The 14,301-nt window shown below is 39.9% G+C and carries 13 protein-coding genes; 2 read left to right on the top strand and 11 right to left on the bottom strand.

What is annotated here, in order from left to right; all coding sequences use genetic code 11:
- From AB5443_RS06245 to tsaD, 11 genes are all read right to left on the bottom strand, one after another.
- The coding region (locus AB5443_RS06245; RefSeq protein ID WP_368119598.1) for a DUF58 domain-containing protein at positions 1–574 on the bottom strand (574 nt) is incomplete at its 3' end.
- An 82-nt stretch (positions 575–656) separates the two neighbouring features.
- Positions 657–1,652: a MoxR family ATPase gene (locus AB5443_RS06250; protein WP_277133083.1), complete on the bottom strand. Its 996-nt coding sequence runs from the start codon at positions 1,650–1,652 to the stop codon at positions 657–659.
- 238 nt (positions 1,653–1,890) lie between these two features.
- Entirely contained in the window at positions 1,891–3,258 is a 1,368-nt protein-coding gene (locus AB5443_RS06255) for an HU family DNA-binding protein (protein WP_277133085.1), read from the bottom strand.
- A gap of 12 nt (positions 3,259–3,270) precedes the next feature.
- Positions 3,271–3,543 (bottom strand): HU family DNA-binding protein, encoded by a 273-nt coding sequence (locus AB5443_RS06260; protein ID WP_073346459.1) that lies wholly within the window; start codon positions 3,541–3,543, stop codon positions 3,271–3,273.
- Positions 3,536–4,846 (bottom strand): 30S ribosomal protein S12 methylthiotransferase RimO, encoded by a 1,311-nt coding sequence (rimO, locus tag AB5443_RS06265; protein ID WP_277133088.1) that lies wholly within the window; start codon positions 4,844–4,846, stop codon positions 3,536–3,538. Before rimO ends, AB5443_RS06260 begins: the two co-directional genes overlap by 8 nt.
- A complete protein-coding gene (gene ftsY / locus AB5443_RS06270) occupies positions 4,843–5,802 on the bottom strand; it encodes a signal recognition particle-docking protein FtsY (protein ID WP_022138243.1) in 960 nt (319 codons plus the stop codon). Before ftsY ends, rimO begins: the two co-directional genes overlap by 4 nt.
- 140 nt (positions 5,803–5,942) lie before the next feature.
- A complete protein-coding gene (locus AB5443_RS06275; RefSeq protein WP_022138244.1) occupies positions 5,943–6,101 on the bottom strand; it encodes a DUF4295 domain-containing protein in 159 nt (52 codons plus the stop codon).
- 16 nt (positions 6,102–6,117) lie between these two features.
- On the bottom strand, positions 6,118–6,306 hold the full coding sequence (rpmG, locus tag AB5443_RS06280) for a 50S ribosomal protein L33 (protein ID WP_002560155.1): 189 nt from the start codon (positions 6,304–6,306) through the stop codon (positions 6,118–6,120).
- Positions 6,307–6,327: 21 nt separating this feature from the next.
- The gene (gene rpmB, locus AB5443_RS06285) at positions 6,328–6,588 is read right to left on the bottom strand and encodes a 50S ribosomal protein L28 (RefSeq protein WP_022138245.1); all 261 of its coding nucleotides are present in this window, start codon (positions 6,586–6,588) and stop codon (positions 6,328–6,330) included.
- 122 nt (positions 6,589–6,710) lie between these two features.
- Positions 6,711–7,943 carry a competence/damage-inducible protein A gene (locus AB5443_RS06290; protein WP_368113471.1) on the bottom strand — a complete coding sequence of 411 codons (1,233 nt, stop codon included), beginning with the start codon at positions 7,941–7,943 and terminating at the stop codon, positions 6,711–6,713.
- A 45-nt stretch (positions 7,944–7,988) separates the two neighbouring features.
- On the bottom strand, positions 7,989–9,008 hold the full coding sequence (gene tsaD / locus AB5443_RS06295) for a tRNA (adenosine(37)-N6)-threonylcarbamoyltransferase complex transferase subunit TsaD (protein ID WP_022138247.1): 1,020 nt from the start codon (positions 9,006–9,008) through the stop codon (positions 7,989–7,991).
- Positions 9,009–9,208: 200 nt separating this feature from the next.
- Between tsaD and AB5443_RS06300 the strand changes: the two genes are divergently transcribed.
- Positions 9,209–13,660: a translocation/assembly module TamB domain-containing protein gene (locus AB5443_RS06300; RefSeq protein WP_277133095.1), complete on the top strand. Its 4,452-nt coding sequence runs from the start codon at positions 9,209–9,211 to the stop codon at positions 13,658–13,660.
- Between the two features lie 135 nt (positions 13,661–13,795).
- Positions 13,796–14,254 carry a hypothetical protein gene (locus AB5443_RS06305; protein ID WP_022138249.1) on the top strand — a complete coding sequence of 153 codons (459 nt, stop codon included), beginning with the start codon at positions 13,796–13,798 and terminating at the stop codon, positions 14,252–14,254.
- Positions 14,255–14,301: the final 47 nt, after the last annotated feature.

The following is a 14,301-nucleotide window of genomic DNA, read 5'->3' on the forward strand; positions in this document are numbered from 1 at the left end:
TTTTAAAACTTTCCTGGTCAATGAAGTCTGATAGAATGAATGCCGTACAGCGTCTTTTCATCACATTAGTCAAGTATTCTAATGCAAGACGTATATTGGTACGACGGCTTTCCGGTTGAAAGTCAATCAGTTCACGGATAATATATAGAATATGTTTACGTCCCTTTTTAGGTGGAATAAACTTTTCTATCCGGTCTGAAAAGAAAATCACGCCGATCTTGTCATTATTCTGTATGGCAGAAAAAGCAAGAGTAGCCGCAATTTCCGTTACCATGTCCTTCTTTAACTGTTTAACAGTACCAAATTCCAAACTTCCGGAAACATCAACCATCAACATGACTGTCAGTTCACGTTCTTCTTCAAACACTTTCACGTAAGGTTTGTTGAAACGTGCCGTCACATTCCAGTCTATGTCACGTATATCATCGCCAAACTGATATTCCCGGACTTCGGAGAACGACATACCCCTACCCTTGAAAGCCGAGTGATACTGGCCTGCAAAGATATTGTTAGACAATCCCCGTGTCTTAATTTCAATCTGACGAACTTTTTTTAGTATTTCACTTGTCTCCATTTATACAGTAGTTAAGTAGTAAGTAGCTAAAGTAGTCAAGCATAACACTATGACTACTTATTGACTGTATTATAACTACGAATCAGGGCACTTCAACCTTATTCAGAATCTTGCTGATGATTTCGTCCGAAGTCATATTGTTAGCTTCCGCTTCGTACGTCAATCCGATACGATGACGAAGGACATCATGTGCAACAGCACGTACATCTTCCGGAATTACATAACCACGACGCTTGATGAAAGCATATGTACGGGCAGCCAAAGCCAGATTGATAGAAGCACGGGGCGAACCACCAAATCCGATCATATCTTTTAATTCTTTGAGATCATATTTTTCCGGGAAACGGGTAGCGAATACAATATCTACGATATAACGTTCTATTTTCTCATCCAAATATACCTGACGAACGACTTTGCGTGCTTCAATAATTTCATCAGCTTTTAGAATCGGTTTCACATTGAACTTTTCTCCATTGATATTTTGGCGGATAATCAACTTCTCTTCTTCCAACTTCGGGTAGTCGATGACCACTTTCAGCATGAAACGGTCGACCTGTGCTTCAGGAAGAGGATAAGTTCCTTCTTGTTCAATCGGATTTTGAGTCGCTAATACAAGGAAAGGTTCTGGTAATACAAATGTCTCTTTACCAATAGTAACCTGACGTTCCTGCATGGCTTCCAACAAAGCACTCTGTACTTTGGCCGGAGCACGGTTTATTTCATCAGCCAGTACAAAGTTGGCGAAAATCGGGCCTCTTTGTACCTTAAAAGATTCATCTTTCTGACTGTAAACCATTGTTCCTATAACGTCGGCAGGCAATAAATCCGGTGTGAACTGGATACGGCTATATTTCGCGTCGATCAGAGAAGCGAGTGTTTTAATAGCCAAAGTTTTTGCCAAGCCAGGTACACCTTCCAAAAGAACGTGACCATCGGAAAGCAATCCGATAAGCAGTGATTCAACCAAATGTTTCTGACCAACAATGATTTGGTCCATACCTGTCATAAGATTGGTAACGAAAGCACTTTGTCTTTCAATCCGCTCATTTAGCTCGCGGATATCAATTGATTCAGCCATAAATACTTAATATTTTATTATTTAATTCCCATTATTTTTATGTAAGCCTTGCCTGTGTCATAAGGCTTTTAATTTTGCTTCCAAAAGTACGCCATATAATTAACGATTGCAACTAATTTTTATTAAAAAACTATGCGAAATCTTTAGATTAAGGTACTTTCATACGCTTTTGCACATCCATAACATTTCACCCGACCAATACAGTGTTTGTATGGTCGGGTGAATGGATTATTGTTACTTATTCTTTGGTAAGTTCCGGTATTTTGACTGTTGTACCGTATGGCACATTATTGGGATTCTTGATTACGTCCGGATTATGTTTCACAATGTACGGCCACATAGCTTTTGTGCCATAGAATCGCAAAGAAACTCTTGTCAAAGTTTCGCCCTCTTTGATTGTGTATTTGGTTTTGGTTCCCGTAATCTTATAAGATGCCGAATCCAAATAAGCAGAAGCTGGTTGTTGTTGCACAACTTTATTTTCAGTTTTTGCGGGAGTGCTCGCTTCTTCCTTTTTAGCAATCGGCTGTGGAGTAACAACTGCTTTAGGTATATCAGGCGTTATTTCTTTAATTGTATCTTTATGCTCGATTGTATCAGAGAGTTGCGCTTCCGGTTGTACGGGTTGAGTTGTGACAGGTGGCATATCAAGCGCATTTTTATCGGATGAAGAAGAAAATAAATCCGGATAATAAATGAATAGAACGACACCGCCGCATAACAGTAAAACAAGAATAATGACAGCAACCAAGTAAGGTACTGGTGACTTTTCTTTCGCCGAAGAATTTTTCTTCTTGGAACTCGGAGAGACAGTAGTCTGTGCCGGCTTAACAGGGGTTGCATTTTCCTCTTTAGCTGGTACTATGGGAATTTCAGGTTTCAGGTTTGCTTTCAGAAGCTCTTTCTCAATAATCTCTTCGGCAGTGAATCCTTCTTTTTCTTTTATAGGAGTCGGCTGTTGTTCGATGATAGATATTTCTTTGGCAACTTCCTCTTCTTTTGGCTGTTCTATCGGTTCTTGTACAACTACGGGGGCGATTTCATCTGTAATCTGCTCTCCAATGGTCGTTTCTTCAGATTGTTCGGTTACCTGTTCTTCCTGTACCGTTTCCTCTTCCGGAAGCTCCTCGCTCTCATCAACAACTTCATTTATTTCTACTACAGCAGAGCTATAATCATCCTCTTGAATCTCTTCTTTCTCATTTGTCGGTGTCTGTACAGGAATCTCTTCTACTATTTCTTCTTCCTCCGTTTCTTCTACCGGAGTATCTTCTAAAATTGTATTTTCATTTAGAACGACAGTCTCAAAATGCGCAAAAGGCTTGTTGATAATATCTCTCAGACTAGCATCCGGAGAAAAGGAAACTTTTGTATGACCTTTTATCTGAAAGCGTTCTCCAGTATTGACATTGACACTTTCCCTACTATCTACATCAATAAGCTTGAAAGTTCCCAATCCTTTGATTTTTACAGTATTCTCGCTTTCCAAGGCTTGTTCTATCAGGAGAAAAAACTCTTTTACGAACGCCTCGGCATCCTTCTTGGTCATGCTATGTTTGGCAGCCAATAAGTCAGTAAGATCTTGAATTGTTAGTCTTTCATTCATAACGGGAAATATTTATTTAAACTTATCTTTCAGTGTATTGCTAGGTCTATAAGATAATACCAATTTGGGAGGAACCAGCATACGCTGTTTACTCGCCGGATTAATAGAAATGCGCTCCGCTTTCTTCTTTACTTCGAAAGAACCGAATCCCTGTACCGCAATCATATTACCTTCCTCCAGCTCTTGCGTCATGCTGGACAGCAAAGAGCTTATTAATTCGGAAGTATCTTTGATGGTATATCCCAATCTTTCTGCCAGTTCAGATGTAAATTCCTTATTATTCATAGTCATCTATTATCTTTGCATATAAATCAAAATCATCTGCATCTATCACTTCTACCTGATAGAACTGTCCGATTTTAAGTTCTTTTTCTGAGCGATTAATCAACACTTCCGGATCCACCTCCGGCGAATCGAATTCTGTTCGCCCGATATAATAATCTCCCTCTAGTCGGTCGACGATAACTTTCATTTGTCTACCGACCTTTTCGGCACTTAATTCAGCAGAGATTTCCTGCTGAATATCCATCAGTTCATCAAGTCTGGCTTGTTTTACCTCTTGTGGGATAGAGTCTTCATATGCTTCTGCTGCATAAGTCCCCTCTTCTTCTGAATAAGCAAAAGCCCCCATTCTATCAAAACGTACTTTTCGCACAAATTCTTTCAGATCCTCAAAATCCTCTTCGGTTTCCCCCGGATGTCCCACCATTAGCGTCGTTCGCAGATGAATACCAGGTACTTCTTTGCGGAATTGCTCAATCAGCCTATAAGTATCTTCTTTGGTAACTTGTCGGCGCATCAATTTCAACATATTGTCGCTGATATGCTGAAGGGCAATATCCATATATTTACATACATTATCGCGCTCGCGCATTACACGGAATAAATCGGTCGGAAAGTGTGCAGGATATGCATAATGCAGACGAATCCACTCCACTCCCGGAATATCTGAAATTCGTTCAATCAATTCAGGAAGCATTTGTTTCTTATACAGGTCGATGCCATAATAAGTCAATTCCTGCGCAATCACTTGAAACTCTTTCACTCCTTGCGACACCAGATACCGAACTTCATCCAGAATTTCTTCTATAGGTTTGGATATATGACGCCCCGTAATTATCGGAATGGCACAATAGGAACATTTGCGATCACACCCTTCTGAGATTTTCAGATAAGCATAATGCTTGGGAGTAGTCAATGTCCGCTCGATGTACAACTCGTCGTGGTATGTTTTCCCTAAATCCTGTAGTAATTCTTTCCAATTGAATTTACCATAAAACTTATCTACCTGTGGTATTTCAATCGCCAATTCTTTAAGATAGCGTTCAGAAAGACAACCCATTACAAAAAGTTTCTTCAGAGCACCTTCCTCTTTTCTTTCGGCAAATTCCAGAATCATATTGATAGACTCCTCTTTGGCGTCACCGATAAAACCACATGTATTGATAACGGCTATTTCTCCTTGAGGTTCTTCCGTATCATGAGTTACGCTGTATCCGACTTCTTCCAACTGACGCATCAACTGTTCCGAGTCAACCAGATTTTTGGAGCACCCTAAGGTGATTATATCAATTCTTTTTCTTTTCATGCATTTTCGCCAAACAAGGAATCTACAAATTCGTTTTTACGGAATACTTGTAAGTCCTCCATACCCTCGCCTAATCCAATATATTTAACGGGAATCTTGAACTGATCGGAAATGCCGATCACTACACCACCCTTTGCCGTACCATCCAGTTTTGTGATAGCCATAGCAGTTACTTCAGTTGCCAAAGTAAATTGCTTGGCCTGTTCAAAGGCATTCTGTCCGGTAGAGCCATCCAATACCAACAATACTTCGTCCGGTGCATCAGGCACCACTTTTTTCATAACGTTTTTTATCTTTGTCAGCTCGTTCATCAAACCGACTTTATTATGAAGACGCCCCGCCGTATCGATAATGACGATATCAGCATTGTTGGCGACAGCGGAACTAAGAGTATCATATGCCACAGATGCAGGATCAGCTCCCATTTTCTGTTTGATAACCGGCACACCTACCCGTTCCCCCCAAATCATGAGCTGTTCTACCGCGGCAGCGCGGAATGTATCAGCAGCTCCTAAATAAACGGATTTACCCGCTTTTTTAAATTGATAAGCCAGTTTGCCGATTGTCGTAGTCTTACCCACTCCATTCACTCCCACCACCATAATCACATACGGCTTTCTTTCGATGGTTACGTCGAAATCGGCTACATCGTCCGAGTTGTTTTCGGTCAGCAAGGCGGCTATTTCATCGCGCAATATATGATTCAGTTCCTGGGTATTCACATATTTGTCAGCAGCGGCACGTTTTTCTATGCGCTTGATTATATTCAAAGTGGTTTCCACACCCACATCAGATGTAATTAGCACTTCTTCCAGGTTATCCAATACTTCGTCATCTACCTTTGACTTTCCAGCCACGGCACGAGCTATTTTACTAAATACGCTCTCTTTGGTTTTAGATAATCCTTTATCTAAAGTTTCCTTCTTCTCCTTTGAAAAAAAACTAAAAAATCCCATATTTACGGTTGTTTGTATAATACATTATTCTACAAAGATATAACAAAGGATTGAAAAAGTAAAAAAAAGAAGCAATAAAAAATCCTCTCACTGATAAACAATGAGAGGATTTTGAATTTATAGCGTGTGTGCTATTTCAATTATTTTTTGAAAAAGTCTTGTACTTTTTCATTAGGAACCATTTGCTCATCAAAAGTATATGCTCCGGTTTTCGGAGATTTTACCATTTTGATAACCTTGGTATAAGCACGACCTTCTTTTGAACCTTCGTGCAAACTAGCTACTGTTTTCTTTGCCATGGGTTATACTTCTTTATTATTTAATTTCCTTGTGTACTGTTACTCTCTTCAGGATTGGGTTGTATTTCTTCAACTCAAGTCTTTCTGTAGTATTCTTTCTGTTCTTAGTTGTGATATAACGAGATGTTCCCGGCATTCCACTGTCCTTGTGTTCTGTACATTCCAGAATCACCTGTACTCTGTTACCTTTTGCTTTCTTTGCCATTGTAAGTTTTCTCCTCTACGTTTAGCCGATTACTTTAATGCTTTTCCAATCACAAAAACCTTTAGCTACAGCATCAGTAAGCGCAGCATCCAGTCCCTTTTTGTTGATAATACGCAACCCGTTAGCACAAATGCTAAGGCTGATCCAACAATCCTGTTCTACATAATAGAACTTTTTGTTAAACAAGTTCAAATCAAAGGTTCTTTTAGTTCTTCTCTTTGAGTGTGAAACATTGTTGCCAATCATGGCTTTCTTTCCGGTAATTTGACAAATCTTCGACATTTCTATCTTATTTTTATAGTTTTATATCTATACTTATTTCAAACAGGACGCAAAGTAAGCACTTTTATCCGTATAAAACAAGGATTTCTTAAAATAATTCACTTATAAGTAGCTATTTTTCTTTATTTGAGTAAATCCCGAAGCATTAGCAGCGCATTATTGCCCGCCCGTTCAATATTCATGGCCCTTCCACGATTTGTTTCCTGCTTGTAAGTACGAATTTCGTTTTTATAACCAGCGGCTATCCAGACAGTCCCTACAGGTTTTTCCGGTGTGCCTCCGCCCGGGCCGGCTATTCCCGATGTAGCAACCGCACAGTCAGTTTTCAATGCTTTCATCGCGCCTTTCACCATTTCAATCACAGTCTGCTCACTTACAGCGCCATAGCGTTCCAAGGTTTCGGTAGAAACGTGTAAAAGTCCCATTTTTACGTCATTGGAGTAAGCCACCACACTACCGTTAAAGTATTCCGAGTTTCCGGCGATGGATGTTAATCGTGCGGCAATACTTCCTCCGGTACAACTTTCTGCGGTGGAAACGGTCAATTTCTTCTTTCTCAAGAGTTCGCCCACAATAATTTCCAATGGCACATCTTCTTCACTGAAGATGTCATCATCTAATATTTTCTCTAGTTTTACTTTTTCGCAGTCAAGAAGTTTTTTTACTTCTTCTTCTCTCTGTCCGCGTCCGGTTAATCTCAGGCGGATTATCCCAAGTTTGGGCAGGTATGCTAATTTGATACATTCAGGTAAAGCACTTTCCCAAGGTTCTAATTTTTCAGCCAATACCGATTCCGGATAATGTTGTACAAGAAAAGTCTGATGGATGATTACATCCGTTTGGAACCTTTCGTGCAACTTAGGTAATACGCTTCCGGTCATTACGGCAGTCATTTCCTGCGGGACTCCGGGCATAGATACAAGTACTTTCCCATCCTTTTCAAACCAACTGACAGAAGCGCTCCCTACAGGATTATTGATTACCGTGCAATTTTCAGGAACCATTGCCTGGCTTTTATTCAGCGCATTCATTGGGATTTTTCCTGCTAACACCCGTTTTACATTCTCGAATACTTCTTCACTGAATACCAGTTGCGTGTGGAAGTATTTACAAAGAGTCTGTTTGGTTATATCATCCTTAGTAGGGCCAAGTCCTCCGGTCACTAAAACAATATTTACCCTTTCCATCGCATTATCAATCGCTTCCAGAATCTCTTCCTCACGGTCACGGACTGAAACAACACGAAGAACTTCAATACCTATTTTGTTTAACTCCTGCCCCATCCAGGCGGAGTTAGTATCGATAACCTGCCCTATCAGCAGTTCATCGCCAATGGTTATAATCTCGGCAAACATATTTCCCTGCTTTATTTTAATTATATATAGGTACGCGAAAGCAACTTATAATGTCACGCGGGAATAAGCCGGAAGATCAATGGAGCAGAAGTCTTTATCCAGATACTTAAAATATCCGGTAATGGCAATCATTGCCGCATTGTCGGTCGTATAGCTGAATTTAGGAATAAATATATTCCAGCCATATTTTTCGGCGTGTTCACGGAACGCATTACGTAGTCCGTTATTTGCGGAAACGCCACCTGCTACGGCTACTTCCTTAATTTTATATTCTTTCGCTGCTTTCCGCAGTTTATCCATTAAGATATCTACGACCGTTGCTTCCAGTGACGCAGCTAAATCCACCTTATGATGTTCGATGAAATCAGGATCTTCCTTCATCCAATCACGCAATGAATACAGGAATGACGTTTTCAACCCGCTAAAGCTGTAATCCAACCCCGGAATATGCGGTTTGCTGAAAGTAAATGCTTTCGGATTTCCCTGACGTGCCAATTTGTCAATAATCGGGCCACCCGGATAACCTAATCCCATGACTTTCGAACATTTATCTATTGCTTCACCTGCTGCGTCATCAATCGTTTGCCCGAGAATCTCCATGTCATTATATGCTTTTACCAATATAATTTGGGAATTTCCCCCGGAAACCAACAGGCAAAGGAAAGGAAATTGCGGTTGCTTATTCTCTTCTCCTTCTGCTTTAATAAAATGTGCTAAAACATGCCCTGTCAAATGGTTAACATCAATCAAAGGAATATTTAAAGAACGAGCGAACCCTTTTGCGAAAGAAACACCGACAAGCAAAGACCCCATTAATCCCGGGCCACGGGTGAAAGCCACCGCACTTAATTCTTCTTTGGTAATGCCGGCGCGTTTCAATGCTTCATGTACTACCGGTACGATGTTTTGTTGGTGTGCCCGTGAAGCCAGTTCGGGTACTACTCCACCGTATGCTTCATGTACGGCCTGACTTGATACCACATTTGACAGCAAATAACCATCCTTGATTACGGCTGCCGACGTATCATCACAAGAAGATTCTATTCCTAATATTATTGCACTCATAAGTATTTAAACTATTAAACGGTGCAAAAGTAATCATAAAACTACGATTCATAACGAACTATTTTATATTTTTGTTCGCAAAATAAAAGTAATCGCATATCAGAACGCTGAAAAAGACTGTACGCTGGGTAGTCGGCATTGTACTGGGAGTATATATCGGGGCTATTATCTTGTTGAATATACCAAGTATTCAACGAGCTATGAGTTCATTTGTTGCCGGAGAACTTTCCGAGGTCTTGAATACAAAAGTCATGATCGGCAGAATCAATATCGGATTATTGAACCGCATTATTATCGACGATGTATTGCTAGACGATCAAAAGGGACAGGAAATGCTCAAAGTTACCCGTCTGTCCGCCAAATTTGATATAATGCCTTTCTTTAAAGGAAAGATTTCTATCAGCAGTGTCCAACTTTTCGGTTTTAATATCAATCTTCAGAAGGATACACCGGATTCTCCGCCAAATTTTAAGTTTGTTTTGGATGCCTTCGCGTCAAAGGACACTGTGAAGAAAGAGAATTCACTCGATTTACGTATCAATTCCATTTTGATTCGTCGGGGTCGGATGGCCTATCATGTACTTTCGGAAGAGGATACACCGGGGAAATTCAATGCCAAGCATATTCAGCTCCAAAATATCATTGCTAATATTTCTTTGAAAGCATTGAGCAAGGATTCTGTGAATTTAGGAATCAAGCGATTGAGTCTAGACGAAAAGGTATCAGGATTTTCTTTGAAGAAAATGAGTTTAAAGTTGGTAGCCAATAGTAAGCGGACGAATATTGATAACTTTGCCATCGAACTGCCGGAGACTTCTCTGAAAATGGATACCATACACTTGGTATATGATAGCTTGGAAGCTTTCAATCATTTTACAGAGAAAGTTCATTTTTCTTTCCGTACATTACCGTCACAAGTTACTTTAAAAGATATTTCACCTTTTGTACCTGTCCTGTCACATTTCAAAGAACCTGTTACGCTGGATATGGAAGTGAAAGGTACAGTCGACCAATTGAATTGTTCGCATTTGGAGATTACAGCGGACGACCGGCAGTTTCGTCTTAGAGGAGACGTGTCGCTTCAGGATTTGTCGCACCCACAAGATGCATATGTATATGGTACTCTTTCTGAACTCTCAGCCAATACTCGTGGTGTCGGCTTCTTAGTACGCAATTTGAGTCATAATTACAATGGAGTTCCTCCCGTCCTCGAACGTTTGGGAGATGTCAGCTTCCGGGGAGAAATTTCCGGATATTTCACGGATTTGGTTACATACGGACAATTGCATACCAGTTTGGGAAATGTAAAGACTGACTTGAAGTTAAGTTCGGATAAAAGTAAAGGGCTGTTTGCTTACTCCGGTGCTGTGAAAACGGAAGATTTCAAGCTTGGTGAACTATTAGCCAATGAACAGTTGGGAGAAATCACTTTCAATCTCGATGTACATGGGAGACATATCACAGATCGGCTTCCGATAGTGGAATTAAAAGGATTGATTGCTTCTATAGATTATAGCAGATATAGATATGAGAATATAACGTTGGACGGCGAATATAAACAAGGCGGCTTTAATGGTAAAGTGGCATTGGATGATCCGAATGGCTCTATCTATTTGAATGGAGATGTCAACGTCACTTCCAGGATTCCGACTTTTAATTTTCTTGCTGTGGTTGACAAGGTACGGCCCAATGATTTGAATCTCACCACCAAGTATCCGGACGCGGAATTCTCTCTAAAATTGAAAGCTAATTTTACAGGCGGGTCTGTGGATGAAATGATTGGAGAAATCAATGTAGATAGCCTGAAGTTTACAGCGCCGGATAAAGAATATTTCATGAATAATATGAATATCCGGGCTACAAAGCAGAATAACGAGAATCAATTAAGGCTGACTTCCGAGTTTCTGACAGCAAGCGTAGAGGGCAAGTTCCAATATCACACGTTGCCTGCCAGTATTTTGAATATTATGAGGAAATATGTCCCATCTTTGATATTACCTCCTAAAAAGCCAATTGAAACACATAATAATTTCCTGTTTGATATACATATATATAATACGGACATCTTATCTACAATTTTTGATATTCCGCTGACCGTATATACTCATTCAACTTTGAAGGGATATTTCAATGATCCTATGCAACGTTTGCGCGTAGAAGGTTATTTCCCTCGTTTGCAATATAAGAATAACTATATAGAGTCCGGTTTGATTCTTTGTGAGAATCCGGCAGATCATATTCGCGCACGGGTTCGTTTAATCAGTTTGAAAAAGAAGGGAGCAGTAAATCTTTCCCTGGACGCACAAGCGAAAGATGATAATGTCAGTACGACATTAAACTGGGGAAATAGTGCGGCAGTAACGTATAGCGGGCAATTGGCTGCCGTGGCCAAGTTTTTACGTACCGAGGGAGAAAAGCCATTATTGAAGGCAATGGTAGATGTGAAGCCTACGGATATTATTTTGAATGATACTCTCTGGAAGATACACCCTTCGCAGGTTGTGGTAGATTCGGGGAAAGTAGATGTGAATAACTTCTATTTCAGCCATCAAGACCGTTATGTACGCATTAACGGACGTCTCTCTGATAATCCCAACGACACGGTTAAAGTCGATTTGAAGGATATTAATATGGGATATGTATTTGATATTGCAAGTATCTCTGATGATGTCAACTTTGAAGGTGATGCAACGGGAACAGCTTATGCAAGCGGTGTGCTGAAAAAGCCTGTGATGAATACCCGTTTGTTCGTAAAGAATTTCTCGCTTAACGAAGGACGTTTGGGCGATCTGGACATATACGGTGAGTGGGATAATGAAAACAGGGGTATCCGTCTCGACGCATCTATTCAAGATATAGCTTCTGCCCCATCACGCGTCACGGGTATTATCTATCCATTAAAACCGGAAAGCGGACTTGACTTGAATATCGAAGCTCATGGATTGAACCTGAAGTTTCTTGAGCATTATATGAAGTCCATTGCTACCGATATAAAAGGCCGGGGAACAGGAAATGTGCATTTCTATGGAAAATTCAAGGGATTGAACTTGGATGGTGCCGTCATGACGGACGCTTCTATGAAATTTGATATATTGAATACTCATTTTGCCGTTAAGGATACAATCCGCCTTGCTCCTACAGGGTTGACATTTAATAATATGTATATTTCCGATATGGAGGGACATACCGGAAGAATTAATGGATATTTGCATTTCCAGCATTTTAAGAACTTAAACTACCGCTTTGAGATACAAGCTAATAATATGCTTGTGATGAATACAAAGGAGTCGGCAGATATGCCTTTCTATGGTACGGTATATGGTACGGGAAATGTGTTACTTTCCGGAAATGCAGTGCAAGGATTGGAAGTTAATGCCGCTATGACCACCAACCGGAATACAGTCTTCACCTATATTAATGGTAGTGTAGCATCAGCCACCAGTAATCAGTTTATTAAGTTTGTGGACAAAACACCCCGTCGCACTATTCAGGATTCTGTTCAAATCATCTCTTACTATGACCAGATACAGCAAAAACGTCAAGCGAAGACAGAGGAACAAAAGACGGATATTCGCTTGAATATTCTGGTAGATGCAACGCCTGACGCTACTATGCGGATTATCATGGATCCGGTTGCCGGAGACTATATCAGTGGAAAAGGTACAGGAAATATCCGAACGGAATTCTATAATAAAGGTGATGTGAAGATGTTTGGTAATTATCGAATTACACAAGGGGTATATAAGTTCAGCTTGCAGGAAGTCATTCGCAAGGATTTTGTGATCAAGGATGGAAGTACGATTACTTTCAATGGTGCGCCTTTGGATGCTAATATGGACATACAAGCTTCGTATACGGTAAATTCTGCCTCGTTGAATGATTTGATACCCGACGCTTCAGCTATTATACAACAGCCTAATGTGCGGGTAAATTGTATTATGAATTTGAGTGGGATGCTGGTACGCCCGACTATAAAATTGGGTATTGATCTTCCCAATGAAAGAGATGAGGTGCAGACATTGGTACGCAACTATATCAGTACGGAAGAACAAATGAATATGCAGATTCTTTATTTGTTGGGTATCGGCAAGTTTTATACAGAAGATGCCCGGAATAACAATCAGAATTCTAATGTGATGTCATCGGTACTCTCTTCTACCCTTTCTGGTCAGCTGAATAACGCACTATCACAAGTTTTTGAAACAAACAACTGGAACATTGGAACAAATTTGAGTACAGGTGATAAAGGTTGGACAGATATGGAAGTGGAAGGCATCTTGTCCGGCCAACTATTGAATAACAGACTGTTGATTAATGGAAACTTCGGTTATCGGGATAATCCGATGGCAAATACCAACTTTGTGGGAGACTTTGAAGCGGAATGGCTGATTAACCGTTCAGGCGATATTCGTTTGAAAGCCTACAATGAAACGAATGACCGCTATTATACAAAAACGAACCTGACCACGCAAGGTGTGGGTATTATGTACAAAAAAGATTTCAATAAATGGAGTGACCTGTTCTTTTGGAATAAGTGGAAGTTACGTAATAAGCGGAAACAGGAAGAAAAGACCAAACAAAAGACAGATAGTATCATCGAAAATGACAGTACAGCAAAGTCTGTATTGAAAAGGCAACGCGATACACACTGATAAATGTTCATTTTCTCTGAAATTCCGTAGTGTAAAACAAGATAAAACATTTCTGAGAACAACCTTGTAGCAAATACTCGTAGATTCTTTTTTGATTTATATTTGCTTCATTATAAATCAAAAAAAACTTATTTTATGAAAACAGGTAATCGAAACATCTACAAAGTTTTAATCATTTTTGCTTTATTGTTTTCCTTCTATGGATGCTCATCAGACGAAGATGAGCCACAAGAAAGCCAACTCCCGACTTTTAAATCATCTTCAAATTCTTTATTTCCTTCGATAACTTCTGGAGAATATGTAGATGGTGTATGGCATAATATAGCTGCATGTTCTGCTACTATATTGGATAATGGCGGAACTCCAATTATCGAATACGGCTTTTGTTGGGTAAAAAACACGACAGACACTCCTTCCTTAGAAAAAGGAGAGAAAATTATAGTAGGAACCGATGACTTTGTAGGAGTCTATAATGCAAAATTATTAGTCGAGTTGTATAAAAATTATAATGTACGAGCTTATGCCATTAATTCATCCGGAGTAAGTTATGATGATATGAAACGTGCCTATGGCGGCTCGATAAGTCCAAGATAAAGTGGTTCAGCAAATTGAATAGATTCCTATTCCTTGATAGGTATAGA

It is taken from the genome of Bacteroides sp. RTP21281st1_H5_RTP21281_210402 (genome assembly GCF_040918965.1).
In the GTDB taxonomy this organism is placed as follows: domain Bacteria; phylum Bacteroidota; class Bacteroidia; order Bacteroidales; family Bacteroidaceae; genus Bacteroides; species Bacteroides congonensis.